This window comes from Microbispora sp. CA-102843 (assembly GCF_050936215.1).
Taxonomy (GTDB): domain Bacteria; phylum Actinomycetota; class Actinomycetes; order Streptosporangiales; family Streptosporangiaceae; genus Microbispora.
On the sequence record NZ_JBNJNF010000001.1, the window covers coordinates 1,557,549 to 1,570,610 of the forward strand.

General features: G+C 71.4%; 12 protein-coding genes. 10 read left to right on the plus strand and 2 right to left on the minus strand.

Features of this window, described 5'->3' with window-relative positions; all coding sequences use genetic code 11:
* Window positions 1-4 precede the first annotated feature (4 nt).
* The 4 genes from ACQEVJ_RS07230 to ftsY all read left to right on the plus strand — a co-directional run bounded on the left by ACQEVJ_RS07230 (window position 5) and on the right by ftsY (window position 5,879).
* On the plus strand, window positions 5-274 hold the full coding sequence (locus ACQEVJ_RS07230; protein ID WP_433098420.1) for an acylphosphatase: 270 nt from the start codon (window positions 5-7) through the stop codon (window positions 272-274).
* 188 nt (window positions 275-462) lie between these two features.
* Window positions 463-657, plus strand: a complete 195-nt coding sequence (locus tag ACQEVJ_RS07235) for a hypothetical protein (RefSeq protein ID WP_433098422.1) — start codon at window positions 463-465, stop codon at window positions 655-657.
* 260 nt (window positions 658-917) lie between these two features.
* On the plus strand, window positions 918-4,646 hold the full coding sequence (locus tag ACQEVJ_RS07240) for a chromosome segregation SMC family protein (protein WP_433098424.1): 3,729 nt from the start codon (window positions 918-920) through the stop codon (window positions 4,644-4,646).
* Between the two features lie 51 nt (window positions 4,647-4,697).
* Window positions 4,698-5,879, plus strand: a complete 1,182-nt coding sequence (ftsY, locus tag ACQEVJ_RS07245; RefSeq protein WP_433098426.1) for a signal recognition particle-docking protein FtsY — start codon at window positions 4,698-4,700, stop codon at window positions 5,877-5,879.
* 46 nt (window positions 5,880-5,925) lie between these two features.
* Here the strand turns inward: ftsY and ACQEVJ_RS07250 are convergent, their stop codons facing one another.
* On the minus strand, window positions 5,926-6,996 hold the full coding sequence (locus ACQEVJ_RS07250; RefSeq protein WP_433098428.1) for a PLP-dependent cysteine synthase family protein: 1,071 nt from the start codon (window positions 6,994-6,996) through the stop codon (window positions 5,926-5,928).
* 328 nt (window positions 6,997-7,324) lie between these two features.
* Here ACQEVJ_RS07250 and ACQEVJ_RS07255 point away from each other — a divergent pair, with 328 nt between their 5' ends.
* The gene (locus ACQEVJ_RS07255) at window positions 7,325-7,918 is read left to right on the plus strand and encodes a sigma-70 family RNA polymerase sigma factor (RefSeq protein ID WP_079312684.1); all 594 of its coding nucleotides are present in this window, start codon (window positions 7,325-7,327) and stop codon (window positions 7,916-7,918) included.
* A 115-nt stretch (window positions 7,919-8,033) separates the two neighbouring features.
* On the opposite strand, the gene ACQEVJ_RS07260 is transcribed toward ACQEVJ_RS07255, so the two are convergent.
* Complete coding sequence (locus tag ACQEVJ_RS07260; protein WP_433098430.1) at window positions 8,034-8,837, minus strand: EamA family transporter; 804 nt, start codon at window positions 8,835-8,837, stop codon at window positions 8,034-8,036.
* 98 nt (window positions 8,838-8,935) lie between these two features.
* On the opposite strand from ACQEVJ_RS07260, the gene ACQEVJ_RS07265 reads away from it, so the two are divergent.
* The 5 genes from ACQEVJ_RS07265 to ACQEVJ_RS07285 all read left to right on the plus strand — a co-directional run bounded on the left by ACQEVJ_RS07265 (window position 8,936) and on the right by ACQEVJ_RS07285 (window position 13,038).
* The gene (locus tag ACQEVJ_RS07265) at window positions 8,936-9,568 is read left to right on the plus strand and encodes a helix-turn-helix domain-containing protein (RefSeq protein ID WP_433098432.1); all 633 of its coding nucleotides are present in this window, start codon (window positions 8,936-8,938) and stop codon (window positions 9,566-9,568) included.
* 121 nt (window positions 9,569-9,689) lie between these two features.
* Window positions 9,690-9,995: a hypothetical protein gene (locus tag ACQEVJ_RS07270; RefSeq protein ID WP_079312678.1), complete on the plus strand. Its 306-nt coding sequence runs from the start codon at window positions 9,690-9,692 to the stop codon at window positions 9,993-9,995.
* A gap of 34 nt (window positions 9,996-10,029) precedes the next feature.
* Window positions 10,030-10,851, plus strand: a complete 822-nt coding sequence (locus tag ACQEVJ_RS07275; protein ID WP_433098435.1) for a polysaccharide deacetylase family protein — start codon at window positions 10,030-10,032, stop codon at window positions 10,849-10,851.
* Entirely contained in the window at window positions 10,848-12,353 is a 1,506-nt protein-coding gene (locus ACQEVJ_RS07280) for a helicase HerA-like domain-containing protein (protein WP_433098437.1), read from the plus strand. Before ACQEVJ_RS07275 ends, ACQEVJ_RS07280 begins: the two co-directional genes overlap by 4 nt.
* Window positions 12,354-12,411: 58 nt before the next feature.
* Complete coding sequence (locus tag ACQEVJ_RS07285; RefSeq protein WP_433098439.1) at window positions 12,412-13,038, plus strand: DUF2461 domain-containing protein; 627 nt, start codon at window positions 12,412-12,414, stop codon at window positions 13,036-13,038.
* The last annotated feature ends 24 nt before the right edge of the window (window positions 13,039-13,062 follow it).

Consider the following 13,062-nt stretch of genomic DNA (forward strand, 5'->3'; position numbering starts at 1 on the left):
AGGCGTGGTTCGGTTGACGGCATGGGTCCGGGGACGGGTGCAGGGTGTGGGGTTCCGCTGGTGGACCCGGGCCCGCGCACTTGAGCTCGGGCTCGTCGGGTGGGCTTCGAACCTGGCCGACGGGAGGGTCGAGGTCGTCGCCGAGGGCCCGAAGGAGTCGTGCGAGAGGCTCCTGTCGTTGTTACGCACCGGAGACACGCCCGGCCACGTTGAGGGGGTGGTCGAGCGCTGGAGCGATGCGAAGAGAGGTATCGCCGGGTTTGTGGAGAGGTAGGGCTTCCCTCAAACCCCTCAAATCCGGTATATTTATCTAGCGAGAGTGCCCACCGGCACGTCTGTGCGGAGCGTTCAACTTGACCGTCTCCATTGCCGGTGCGACTCTTGAGAGGAACCACGCGCACCCCTCCCGCGGCATGAAGTGCGCGAACCAGTCTGGTCACTCAGCGTGGAGGACCCTTTACTATGGCGAAGGCTCTACTCGGCCACGTCGGCGGTCCTGACCCTCGAATGATCTCGGAAATGCGCCGCCTCCAGCAGCGCATCCGCGACCTCGAGGCAGAACTCACCCGGCTCCAGGCCCAGAACGACGCGCTCGAAGCGCAAACTCGTGACGAGGCCCTGGTCCGGCTGCAGGATCGCGAGCCGGCTCTCACCTGAGGACCGGCAGGAAACGGGAAAGGATTGTAGGGACGCCCCGCAAAGGCGTCCCTTGCCATTTCCACCGGCGTTCCGCGGCAATTGATTCGCCGGCTAACTGATCGTAAATAACGAGCCGAGGGCGGGATGGGCGAACCGTCCGGCTTGTCGTATCCCTCTTCATTCCCCAGGCGGGCCGCCGGTGCCTATCCCCGCGTACCCGGCCCCTGGGAGCTGTAGTCTTTCCCCCCAAACGCCGGGCGGCACCGAGGGGGGCGGACGTGTATCTGAAGACGCTCACCTTACGGGGCTTCAAGTCCTTCGCCTCGGCCACCACCCTCCGCTTCGAGCCGGGCATCACCGCCGTGGTGGGCCCCAACGGCTCCGGCAAGTCCAACGTCGTGGACGCCCTCGCGTGGGTGATGGGCGAGCACAGCGCCAAGTCGCTGCGCGGCGGCAAGATGGAGGACGTCATCTTCGCGGGCACCTCCAGCCGGCCGCCGCTCGGCCGCGCCGAGGTCACTCTGACGATCGACAACAGCGACGGCGCGCTCCCGATCGACTACACCGAGGTGACGATCAGCCGGCTGATGTTCCGGTCCGGCCAGAGCGAGTACGCCATCAACGGCGACACCTGCCGCCTGCTCGACATCCAGGAGCTGCTGTCCGACTCCGGCATCGGCCGGGAGATGCACGTCATCGTCGGCCAGGGCCAGCTCGACCAGGTGCTGCACGCGGGGCCCGAGGAGCGCCGTGCCTTCATCGAGGAGGCCGCGGGCGTACTCAAGCACCGCAAGCGCAAGGAGAAGGCGCTCCGCAAGCTCGATGCGATGCAGGCCAACCTGACCCGCGTCCAGGACCTCGTCGCCGAGCTGCGCCGCCAGCTCAAACCGCTGGGCCGGCAGGCCGAGATCGCCCGCAAGGCGGCCGTCATCCAGGCCGATCTGCGTGACGCGCGGCTGCGCCTGCTCGCCGACGACGTGATCACCCTCCGCGACACGCTGCAGCGGGAGGAGGCCGACGAGGCGGCCGTACAGGCGCGGCGCGCCCGGGTGGAGGCGGAGCTGGCCGAGGGCCAGCGGCGGGAGGCCGAGCTGGAGGCGGCCGAGAACGAGGCCCAGCCGCGCCTCAAGGCCGCCCAGGAGACCTTCTACCGCCTCTCGGCTCTGCGGGAGCGGCTGCGCGGCGTGGAGAGCCTCGCGGCCGAACGGCGGCGGCACGCCGCGGACGCCGCGTCCGTCGAGCGGCGCGGGCGCGACCCGGAAGACCTGGAGCGCGAGGCCGCCGAGGTGCGGGAGCAGGAGCGGGTGCTGGCGGAGGAGCTGGACGAGGCGCGCGAGCGCCTGGAGGCCGCCGTCGAGGTCCGCGCCGAGGCCGAGGAGGCCCTGGCCGCCGAGGAGCGGCGCCTGACCGCCGCCTCCCGCGCCGCGGCCGACCGCCGCGAGGCCCTCGCCCGTCTCCGCGGCCAGGTCGAGTCGGCCAGGAGCCGGGCCAGGGCCGCCGGAGACGAGATCGGCAGGCTCGCCAAGGCCGTCGAGGACGCCACCCGGCGCGCGGAGCAGGCCCAGGACGAGCTCGACGCGCAGGCGCTCGACGAGCCGCCGGCCGACCCCGAGCTCGCGGCCGAGCTGGAGGCCGCGCAGGAGGGCGTGGACCTCGCCCGCGCCGCGGTGGAGGAGGCCAGGGCCGTGGCCGAGCAGGCCGAGGCCGTCGTCGAGCGGACGCGGGCCGACCTGGCCGCGCCCAGGGACGCGCTGGCCGCCGCCAAGGCCGCCGTGAGCACGGCCCGGGCCGCCGACCAGGAGTCACAGCGCGCGGTCGCCGCTCTCCAGGCCCGGTGCGAGGCGCTGGAGATGAGCCTGGCCGGGGGAGCGGACGGGGCCGCCGCGCTGCTCGGCGCCGGGCTGCCCGGCGTGCTCGGCCCGATCGCCACGCTGCTCGCCGTACGCCCGGGGGCGGAGGCGGCCGTCGCGGCCGTGCTGGCCGTGGACGGGGTGGCCGTCGCCTCGCTCACCGCCGCCGTCGCGGCCGTCGAGCACCTGTGTGAGGCCGACGCGGGCCGCGCCGCCCTGCTGATCGCGGGCGACAGGCAGAGCCGCGGTGGACAGAGCGGAGGCGGGCGGCCGGAGGTGCCGGTCGCGGGCGCCGAATGGGCCGCCGACCTGGTGACCGTGCCGGACGAGTTCCGCCCCGCCGTGGAGGCGCTGCTGTCCGACGTGGTCGTGGTGCCCGATCTGCTCACCGCGCGCAAGGTCGTGGACGCCCAGCCGGAGCTGCGTGCCGTCACGACGTCCGGCGACCTGCTCGGCGTCCACGCCGCGCACGGCGGCTCGGGCGGCGGTTCCTCGCTGCTGCAGATGCGCACGGCCCTGGACGAGGCCGCCGCCGATCTCGCCACCGCCAGGGCCGAGGCCGAACGGCACGGGGAGGCGCTGGACGAGGCCGTGGCCGCCGAGCGGGAGTTCCAGCTCGCGCTGGAGGCGGCTCAGGCGGGGGTCGCGGAGGCGCAGAGCGGCGTGAGCGTCGCCCAGAGCGGCGTCAACGCCGCGCAGAACGGGCTGAACGCGGCGCAGGCCGGGCTCGACCGCCTGCGCGGCAGGCAGCGGGAGGCCGACCAGCGGGCCGCGGCGGCGGCCAAGCAGCTCGCCCGGCTGGAGGCCGCCGTCAAGGCCGCCCAGGACGAGGCGGCCCGGCTGAGCCGGTCCGTGCTGGACGCCCAGGAGGCGCGCGAGCAGGCCCAGGCCGCGGTGGTGGAGCTGGAGGAGCAGCTCGCCGAGGCAGAGTACGCCGCCGAGCTGGAGGCGGAGCCGACCACCGACACCCGGGACGAGCTGGCCGCCACCTGCGGCGTCACCCGGCAGGCCGAGATGGAGGCCCGGCTGACCGTCCGTACGGCCGAGGAGCGGGTGCGGGGCATCGCGGGCCGGGCCGAGGCCCTGCTGCGCGCGGCGCAGCGCGAGCGGCAGGACCGCGCCAGGGCCGCGGCCGACCGGGAACGCCGCCGCAGGCAGGCGGAGATCGCGGCGGCGGTGGCCGACGGCGCCCGTGCCGCCCTGAGCGCCCTGGAGGGCTCGCTCGCGCGGGCCGCCGAGGAGCGCGACGAGGCCGAGCGGGCGCGCGGGCAGATCGACGCCGAGCTCAAGCAGGTGCGCCAGCGCGTGCGGGAGCTCAGCTCCGAGCTGGACGCCCTGGTCAACCGGGTCCACGGCAGCGAGATGGCCAGGACGGAGCGGCGGCTGCGCCTGGAGCAGATGGAGCAGCGTGCCCTGGAGGAGTACGGCATCGAGCTCGAACCGCTCATCGCCGAATACGGGCCGAGCGTGCCGGTGCCCGGCGACCCGCCGGTGCCGTACGTCCGGGAGGAGCAGGAGAAGCGGGCCAGGACGGCCGACCGGCAGATGACCCAGCTCGGCAAGGTCAACCCGCTGGCGCTGGAGGAGTTCGCCGCCCTTGAGGAGCGGCACGCCTTCCTCACCTCCCAGCTCGAAGACCTCAAGAAGACCCGGCGCGACCTGCTGCTCGTGGTCAAGGAGGTCGACGACCGGGTCGAGCAGGTCTTCGCGGCGGCGTACGAGGACGTGGCCCGCGAGTTCGGGCAGATCTTCCAGCGGGTCTTCCCCGGCGGGGAGGGCCGCCTGCTGCTGACCGACCCCGAGGACATGCTGACCACCGGGGTCGAGGTCGAGGCCCGGCCGCCGGGCAAGAAGGTCAAGCGCCTCTCGCTGCTGTCCGGCGGCGAGCGGTCGCTGACGGCCGTCGCGTTCCTCATCTCGATCTTCAAGGCGCGTCCGTCGCCGTTCTACGTGATGGACGAGGTCGAGGCGGCGCTCGACGACACCAACACGCAGCGGCTGCTCACCCTGTTCGAGGAACTGAGACAGACTTCACAGCTCATCGTGATCACGCACCAGAAGCGCACGATGGAGATCGCCGACGCGCTGTACGGCGTGTCGATGCGCGGCGACGGCGTCACCCAGGTCGTCAGCCAGCGCCTCCGCGAGAAGGTCTAGGGAAGTCGCCCCTGGCTGGAGTAATGCGGGTCATCTGGGAAACTGCATGGTGTGGACGGTTACCTCGGCATCATCGTGATCGTGGCCATCGTCGCCATATTGGCGGTGGGTGGCCTGTGGCTGCTGTTCCGGCCGAAGGCGAAGGACCTGCCGCCCGCCCCGCCGGCCCCGCCCGAGCCGAAGGCTCCCGTTGTGGAGGAGCCCGCGAAGACGGGGCTGGGCGAAGAGGACGGCGGCACGACGACCACACTGCCGCCGCCCGCCCCTCCGATCGAAGAGCTGATCAAGGCTCCCGAGATCGAGGTCCCGCCGCCCTCGGCCGGCCGGATGGTGCGGCTGCGCGGCAGGCTCGCCCGTTCGCAGAACGTCCTCGGCCGGGGCCTGCTCGAACTGCTGTCGCGGGACCGGCTCGACGACGAGGTCTGGGACGAGATCGAGGAGACTCTGATCACGGCCGACGTCGGCGTGGCCCCCACCCGTGCGATGGTGGAGGAACTGCGGACGAAGGTGAAGGTGCTCGGCACCCGCACCCCCGTGGAGGTGCGCAAGCTGCTGCGCGAGGAACTGCTCGCGCAGATCGCGCCGGACCTCGACCGGACCCTGCACACCCAGCCGCACGGGGAGCGGCCGGCCGTCGTCCTCGTCGTCGGCGTCAACGGCACCGGCAAGACCACGACCTCGGGCAAGCTCGCCCGGGTCCTGGTCGGCGACGGCAGGAAGGTCGTGCTCGGCGCCGCCGACACCTTCCGCGCGGCGGCCACCGACCAGCTCCAGACGTGGGGTGACCGCGTCGGCGCGGGTGTGGTGCGCGGCCCGGAGGGCGGCGACCCGGCGTCCGTGGCGTTCGACGCCGTCGCCAAGGGCATCGAGGACAAGGCGGACACCGTCATCGTCGACACCGCGGGACGGCTGCACACCAAGACCGGCCTCATGGACGAGCTGGGCAAGGTCAAGCGGGTCATCGAGAAGAAGGCGGCGGTGGACGAGGTGCTCCTCGTCCTCGACGCGACCACCGGGCAGAACGGCATGCGCCAGGCGCAGGTCTTCGCCGAGGTGGTCAACGTCACCGGCATCGCGCTGACCAAGCTGGACGGCACTGCCAAGGGCGGCATCGTGATCTCGGTCCAGCGTGAGCTGGGCGTGCCCGTGAAGCTGGTGGGCCTCGGCGAGGGGCCGGACGACCTCGCGCCGTTCGACCCCGACGTCTTCGTCGACGCGCTGCTCGGCGACTGACGGACAGGAGACGGAGGTGGGCCGGGATCCCCCGGCCCACCGGTCGTCAGCTTCTGAGGAAGGCGCGCAGCTCTTCGAGGTGGGGGTCGATGTCGATGCCCTGCTCCGACAGCCAGCGCGGGTCGCCGTAGGTGTCGCGGTAGCGCTCGGCGCCGTCGCAGATCAGCGTGACCACGCTGCCGCGCTCGCCCCGCTGCCGCATCTCCCTGATGATCTGCACCGCCGCCGCGATGTTGGTGCCGGTCGAGCCGCCGACCTCCCGGCGGGTGACCTCCCTGACCCAGTGCATGGCCGCGATCGACAGGGCGTCCGGCACCTGGGTCATCCGGTCGATGACCGTCGGCAGGAACGAAGGCTCGACCCGCGGCCGGCCGATGCCCTCGATCCGCGATCCGGCGCCGCCGTGCTCCTCGCCCGAGGCCCAGGACGGATAGAACGCCGAGCCCTCGGGATCGGCCACGCACAGCCGGGTCTGGTGGCGGCGGTAGCGGATGTAGCGGCCGATCGTCGCCGAGGTGCCGCCGGTGCCCGCGCCGACGACGATCCACGCGGGCTCCGGGTGCCGTTCGAGCGCCATCTGCTGGAAGATGCTCTCGGCGATGTTGTTGTTGCCCCGCCAGTCCGTCGCCCGCTCGGCGTAGGTGAACTGGTCCATGTAGTGCCCGCCGGTCTCGGCGGCGAGCCGGTGCGACTCGTCGTAGATCGCTCTCGGGTCGTCCACCAGGTGGCACTTGCCGCCGTAGAACTCGATGATCTCCCGCTTCTCCGGCGAGGTGCTCGCCGGGATCACCGCGATGAACGGCAGGCCGAGCAGCCGGGCGAAGTACGCCTCGCTCACGGCGGTGGACCCGCTGGACGCCTCGATGATCGTGGTGGTGGGCCCGATCCAGCCGTTCGCCAGGCCGTACAGAAAGAGCGACCGGGCGAGACGGTGCTTGAGTGAACCGGTCGGGTGCACCGACTCGTCTTTCAGATAGAGGTCGACACCCCAGTGCGAGGGGAGCGGGAACACATGCAGGTGAGTGTCACAGCTTCGGTTGGCGTCGGCCTCGACGGCCTGGATGGCGTCGGCCACCCAGGCCCTCGTGACCGGATCGTGCCGATCCAGGTGGTTCATGGCGCCACTCTGGCACGCTTCTCGGCATGAACACCAAAGTGGAGGCCGTTCTACGGCTTCCCGCTTCGCCGGTCGGCGGCCAGTGAAATCTGCCACATTTTACTCTGGATTGAGGCTTCAGTGTTACGCTAATGAGACTTGTTCGGCTTGCGCGTGACCTGGCCGCGCGGGCCTGGTCTCTGCAGCGATGGCGCTGACCAGGCCGGACGAATTAACACCGTGCTTAGGCCCCAATCGGCACGATGTCCTTGGCACAAGGATGAACGACTGACCTCGCATGTGTTCCGGCCGGACGGGTAACGGGGGAGAAGTTCCGTAGGGGGAAGAGATGATCTCGACCGACGAGCAGCGGCAGGCATGGTTCGAGCGTGAGGTCGTGCCGGTGACGAGCCAGCTCTACGCGTCCGCCATGCGTCTGACGCGCAACCCCGCCGACGCCGAGGATCTGGTCCAGGAGACCGTCGCGAAGGCGTTCACGTCGTACCACCAGTTCCGTGAGGGCACGAACCTCAAGGCGTGGCTGCACCGCATCCTCACCAACAACTTCATCAACGACTACCGGAAGAAGCAGCGCTCGCCCAAGCTGTCGGCCGCCGAGGAGATCGAGGACTGGCAGCTGGCGGCGGCCGAGTCGCACATGTCGACCGGGCTGCGCTCGGCCGAGACCGAGGCGCTCGACCAGATCCCGGACAGTGTCGTGATGAACGCCCTGCGGGCCCTGCCGGAGGACTTCCGGGTGGCCGTCTACCTGGCCGACGTCGAGGGCTTCGCGTACAAGGAGATCGCCGACCGGATGGGCACCCCGATCGGCACCGTGATGTCGAGGCTGCACCGGGGCCGCCGCCAGCTCCGGGGGATGCTGGAGGACTACGCCCGCGAGGAGGGCGTCGTACGCGTCCCCGAGCAGGTGTGCGCGGCCTGACCCGCGCCTGACGGGCCCGTGAGGAGCGCAGGGACGTAGTCCCGCGCCTGCGGGCCCCCGGACGCCGGGCGTGCGACACCTCGCCTCGGGGGCGGGATGCGCTTCGGGGCGCCGTTCAGGCGGCGGCGATGAGGGCGATCGCGCCGAGTGCGAACCCGACGCCGGTGATCTGCACGGGGCTCAGCCGCTCGCCCAGGACGTAACGCGCGAGCAGCAGCGTGCTCGCCGGATAGAGCGACACCAGGACGGCCACCAGGGTGAGCATCCCCCGCTGCGCCGCGAAGAGATAGAGCACGTTGGCGGCCATGTCGAGCACCCCGGCCGTGATCGTCACCGTGAGGCTGCCGGGCACCGGGCGCAGGCTCCTGCGCGTCGCGAGGGCCAGCAGCACGACCAGCGTGATCGACGCGATCCTCGCCCCCAGCAGGGGCCACGTGCCGGAGTCGGCCGGGGCCAGCTTGAGCAGCACGAAGAACCCGCCGAAACCCGCTCCCGACACCAGGGCGGCGAGGATCGGCCCCGCTTTCGAGCCGCTCGCTCCGCCGTTCGGCTCGCGGCTGACCAGCAGGACGGCGAACAGGCCGAGCGCGACGCCCACGAGCGCCAGGGCGGAGGGCCGGTCACCGGTGAGGAGGCCGAACACCACGGGGACGGCCATCGCGGTCGTGGCCGTGGTCGGGGCGATCACGGACATCATCCCGGTGGCCAGGCCGCGGTAGAACAGGACGATGCCGAAGGCGCCGGCGACTCCGGAGGCCATCCCCCAGGCCAGCGCGGCCATGCTCGGGTGGCCAGGCAGCACCGGGAGGAGGGCGGCGACCAGCAGCAGGCCGCCGAGCTGGGAGAGCACGACGACGGCCAGCACCTTCGACCGCCTGGTGGCGAGACCCCCGAAGAAGTCGGCCGTGCCGAAGATCACCGCGCATGCCGTAGCGAGGGCCACCGCCGTCACAGATCCCCCAAGAGATTGCCTCAATAGTGCAATGGATTGTAGTAGGAGATCACTAGGCTGTACTTATGGCTGATCCTGCGACGATCACCGCGGCCATCGCCGCGAACGTACGCGGCCAGCGGGCCCACCGGGGGATGACCCTCGACGAGCTCGCGGCCAGGTCGAACGTGAGCCGCGGCATGCTCATCCAGATCGAGCAGGGCCGCACCAACCCGAGCGTCAACACGCTCACCCGGATCGCCGACGCGCTGGGCGTGACCCTCGCGCGGCTGGTGGAGGTCGCCGACACCCCGGTCGTCCGGGTCGTGCACGAGTCCGAGGTGGTGACGTTCCGGCATCCCGGGGGAGGGTCGGCCCGCCTGCTCGTGGGGACGGACGCGCCCGCGATCCTGGAGCTGTGGGACTGGCGGCTCGGGCCGGGCGAGCACCACGACGGCGACGCGCACCCCGCCGGCACCCGCGAGATGCTCACCGTCCTGGAGGGACGGCTCACGCTGACCGTGTACGGCAGGAGCCACGTCGTGGGGTCCGGCGACGCCGTCGTGTTCAGCGCCGACCGGCCGCACCGGTACGCCAACGAGCACGACGAACCCCTGCGGTTCGTGATGGTGGTCACCGAGCCCCCGGAGCCGCCCGATGTAACAGTGCCGCCCGACCTCCGTGAGCCTCCTGATGTCGGAGAACCCGCACATGACTGACCAGTAAGGGCTGCGTGGTGACGCTCAGTAGCCGATGATTACAGAATGAATCCGCAAGCGGCGCTCCAAGGTTGGGTACATCCCTTTTTGTGCGTGTCTGCTGTGCAGGGGGCGGTGGCCGGTGAGTGAATCGCGAGTCGCGGTGGAAAAACTTCGCGCGGAACTCGCCGCGCTCGGGGTGGCCGACGCCTACGAGATCGGTGACGAGGCTACTCTCTCCGTCTGGATAGGCCTGGTCGTGACCTTCCGTGAGGGCTTTTACCGTTGGCGCGAGGGTGCCGTGAAGTGCCGGCACCTGGGTACTGATCCGGCAGGATGCGCTATCCGGGTGGCTCGCAGGTACGCCGAACTCAAGGCGGACGTGCCGCCCTGGTGGGAGGAGCTGGAAAAGGTTCTGCGGGGGGGAGCGGCCGGAGGCTATCCGTAGCGTTCGTGGCCCCCCGCCTGCTCCGGGGGGTCGTATGCGGATCAGATCCGTTCTGCTGTCGTTGCTGCTGCTCGGCGGGTGTGCCCAGGTGCGGTCCGTACCGGTCTCGGGGGAGCGGCCCGGGCCCGCGGCGCCGCATCCGCGCTTCGGCACGCCGCGGCATTTCGACGCCGACCTGCTGCGCTTCCGGCTCGCGGGGACGCAGCGCGGAGCCCCGCCACGACTGCCGGCGGTCCCGCCGCCCCGGCACGTCGACTGCAGGCAGCACAAATGCGTGGCGCTGACGTTCGACGACGGTCCGGCCGAATACACCGGGCACGTCCTCGACCTGCTCGCGGCCCACCACGCCCGGGCCACGTTCTTCATCCTCGGGCAGATGATCACGGGTGAGACGCGGGACTTCGTCCGGCGGATGGCCTCCGAGGGCCACGAGATCGGCAACCACTCCTGGGACCACGCCTCGCTGACGGGGCTGTCGCCCGACGGCCTGCGCCGCGAGCTCGACCGCACCCAGGAGGCCGTGCGGAAGGTGACCGGCGTGACGATGCGGCTCATGCGCCCGCCATACGGCGCGACGAACCAGGCGGTGGACAACGAGACGAAGCAGACGGGGCTCGCGCAGATCCTGTGGGCCGTCGACACCCTCGACTGGCTCAACCGCAACCCCACGGTGATCGCGCAGCGCAGCGCCGCGGCCAAACCGGGCGACATCGTGCTCATGCACGACATCCACCCCACCACCGTCCAGGCGCTGCCCCATCTGCTCGACGAGCTCGACCACAAGGGCTTCACGTACGTGACCGTCTCGGAGCTGCTCGGCAGCCCCACGCCCGGGAAGAAGTACACGAACCGGTGAAGGGCTACGACTTCGAGGGGCCGGCGCTGGAGCTGGGCGCGCTCGTACGCGAGGACGGCGCGGCCGATCCCTCCGAACGCGTCCGCATTCCGGTGCGCATGATGAACCGGCACGGCCTGGTGGCCGGGGCGACCGGCACGGGGAAGACCAAGACGTTGCAGCTCATGGCCGAGCAGCTCGCCGCTCAAGGCGTGCCGGTGTTCCTCGCGGACGTCAAAGGCGACCTGTCCGGCCTGGCCTCGCCGGGGACGCCGGGCGACCGGATCGCCCGCAGGGCCGCCGACGTGGGCCAGGACTGGGCGCCGGAGGGCTGCGCTGCCGAGTTCTTCTCCCTCGGCGGCGTGGGGGAGGGGATCCCGCTGCGCGCCACCATGAGCGCGTTCGGGCCGACGCTGCTGTCGCGGGTGCTCGAACTCAACGAGACCCAGGAGTCGTCGCTCGGGCTGATCTTCTACTTCGCCGACACGCACGGGCTGCCGCTTCTGGACCTCAAGGACCTGATCGCCGTCATCCGCTATCTGACCGAGACGCCGGAGGCGCTGAGCGGCATCGGCGGGCTGTCGGCGTCGACCGCCGGGGTGATCCTGCGCGCCCTGGTGAACTTCCAGGCCCAGGGGGCGGAGGCGTTCTTCGGCGAGCCCGAGTTCGACGTGCGCGACCTGCTGCGGACCACGCCGGACGGACGCGGCGTGATCTCCATCCTGGAGCTGCCCGCCGTGCAGGATCGTCCGCAGCTGTTCTCCACGTTCCTGATGTGGCTGCTCGCGGACCTGTTCGAAACGCTGCCGGAGGTGGGCGACCCCGACAAGCCGTCGCTGGTGTTCTTCTTCGACGAGGCGCACCTGCTGTTCGAGGACGCGTCCAAGGCGTTCCTCAGGTCGATCACCCAGACCGTGCGGCTGATCCGGTCGAAGGGGGTCGGGGTCTTCTTCGTCACCCAGACGCCCAAGGACGTGCCGGCCGACGTCCTCGCCCAGCTCGGCGCGCGCGTGCAGCACGCGCTGCGCGCCTTCACCCCGCAGGACGCCAAGGCGCTGAAGGCGACCGTCTCGACGTTCCCCGCCTCCTCCTACGACCTCGAACGGGTGCTCACCGAGCTCGGCATCGGGGAGGCGGTCGTCACGGTCCTGTCCGAGACGGGGGCCCCGACGCCGGTCGCCTGGACGCGGCTGCGCGCGCCGCGGTCGCTCATGGCGCCCTCCGCTCCGGCGGTCGTCCAGGGGATCATCGCCGCGTCCCCGCTCCTGCCGAAGTACGGCACGGCCGTGGACCGGCAGTCGGCGTACGAGATCCTCGCCGCGCGTCTGGCCCGGCAGCAGGAGCCCGAGCCGGAAGCGCCGGTCGAGAGGCCCGAGGAGAGACCGGCGCCGGCCCCCAGGCAGTCGGCGCTCGAAGGGATGCTCGCCTCGAAGGAGCTCAGGTCGCTGGCCCGCACCGCCGCCACCGCGCTCGGCCGGGAGATCACCAGATCGATCTTCGGCACGGCGAGACGGCGGCGCTGAGCGCGTCCGCGCGGTCCCGACCCCGGGACTGTCGGTGGGGCGTGCGAAGGTGGGTGGCATGGGTTTCAGCGGGTTCCCTGATGAGGCGCTCATTTTCTACGAGGGCCTTCTCGCCGACAATTCGAAGGCGTACTGGACGGCCCACAAGGAGTTGTACGAGTCCGGGGTGCGGGCGCCGATGCTCGCGCTCATGGACGAGCTGGAGCCGGAGTTCGGACCGGCCCACATCTTCCGGCCGCACCGCGACGTCCGGTTCGCGAAGGACAAGTCGCCATACAAGACGCATCAGGGGGCCTACTGCGGAGCGGGCGTGGAGGGCGTCGGCTACTACGTGCAGGTGGACGCCGACGGCCTCTACGTGGCGGCGGGCTGGTGGATGCCGGGCGACCAGGTGCTCCGCTACCGCGAGGCGCTGGACGACGACACCGCCGGGGCCCTGCTGGAGGAGATCCTCGCGGCCCTGCCCGATGATCTGACGGTCGGCGGCGACCGGCTCAAGACCCGTCCCCGCGGCGCGCCGGAGGACCACCCCCGGCTCGAACTCCTCCGGCACAAGACGCTGCACGCCGGGCGGCGGTTCGAGCCGGAGCTGTGGCTGCACACCCCGGAGACCCTCGACCGGGTCCGCTCGACCTGGCGGGAGCTGGTCCCGCTGGTCGACTGGTTGCGCCGCCACATCTCCTGACCACGTCCCCGGCCCGTCGCCCGT

Bases quoted from the DNA above. Each gene is read 5' to 3' on its own strand.
- ACQEVJ_RS07265 (WP_433098432.1), top strand. From the start codon at position 8,936: ATGGCTGATCCTGCGACGATCACCGCGGCCATCGCCGCGAACGTACGC.
- ACQEVJ_RS07275 (WP_433098435.1), top strand. From the start codon at position 10,030: ATGCGGATCAGATCCGTTCTGCTGTCGTTGCTGCTGCTCGGCGGGTGT.
- ACQEVJ_RS07235 (WP_433098422.1), top strand. From the start codon at position 463: ATGGCGAAGGCTCTACTCGGCCACGTCGGCGGTCCTGACCCTCGAATG.
- ACQEVJ_RS07250 (WP_433098428.1), bottom strand. From the start codon at position 6,996: ATGAACCACCTGGATCGGCACGATCCGGTCACGAGGGCCTGGGTGGCC.
- ACQEVJ_RS07285 (WP_433098439.1), top strand. From the start codon at position 12,412: ATGGGTTTCAGCGGGTTCCCTGATGAGGCGCTCATTTTCTACGAGGGC.
- ACQEVJ_RS07255 (WP_079312684.1), top strand. From the start codon at position 7,325: ATGATCTCGACCGACGAGCAGCGGCAGGCATGGTTCGAGCGTGAGGTC.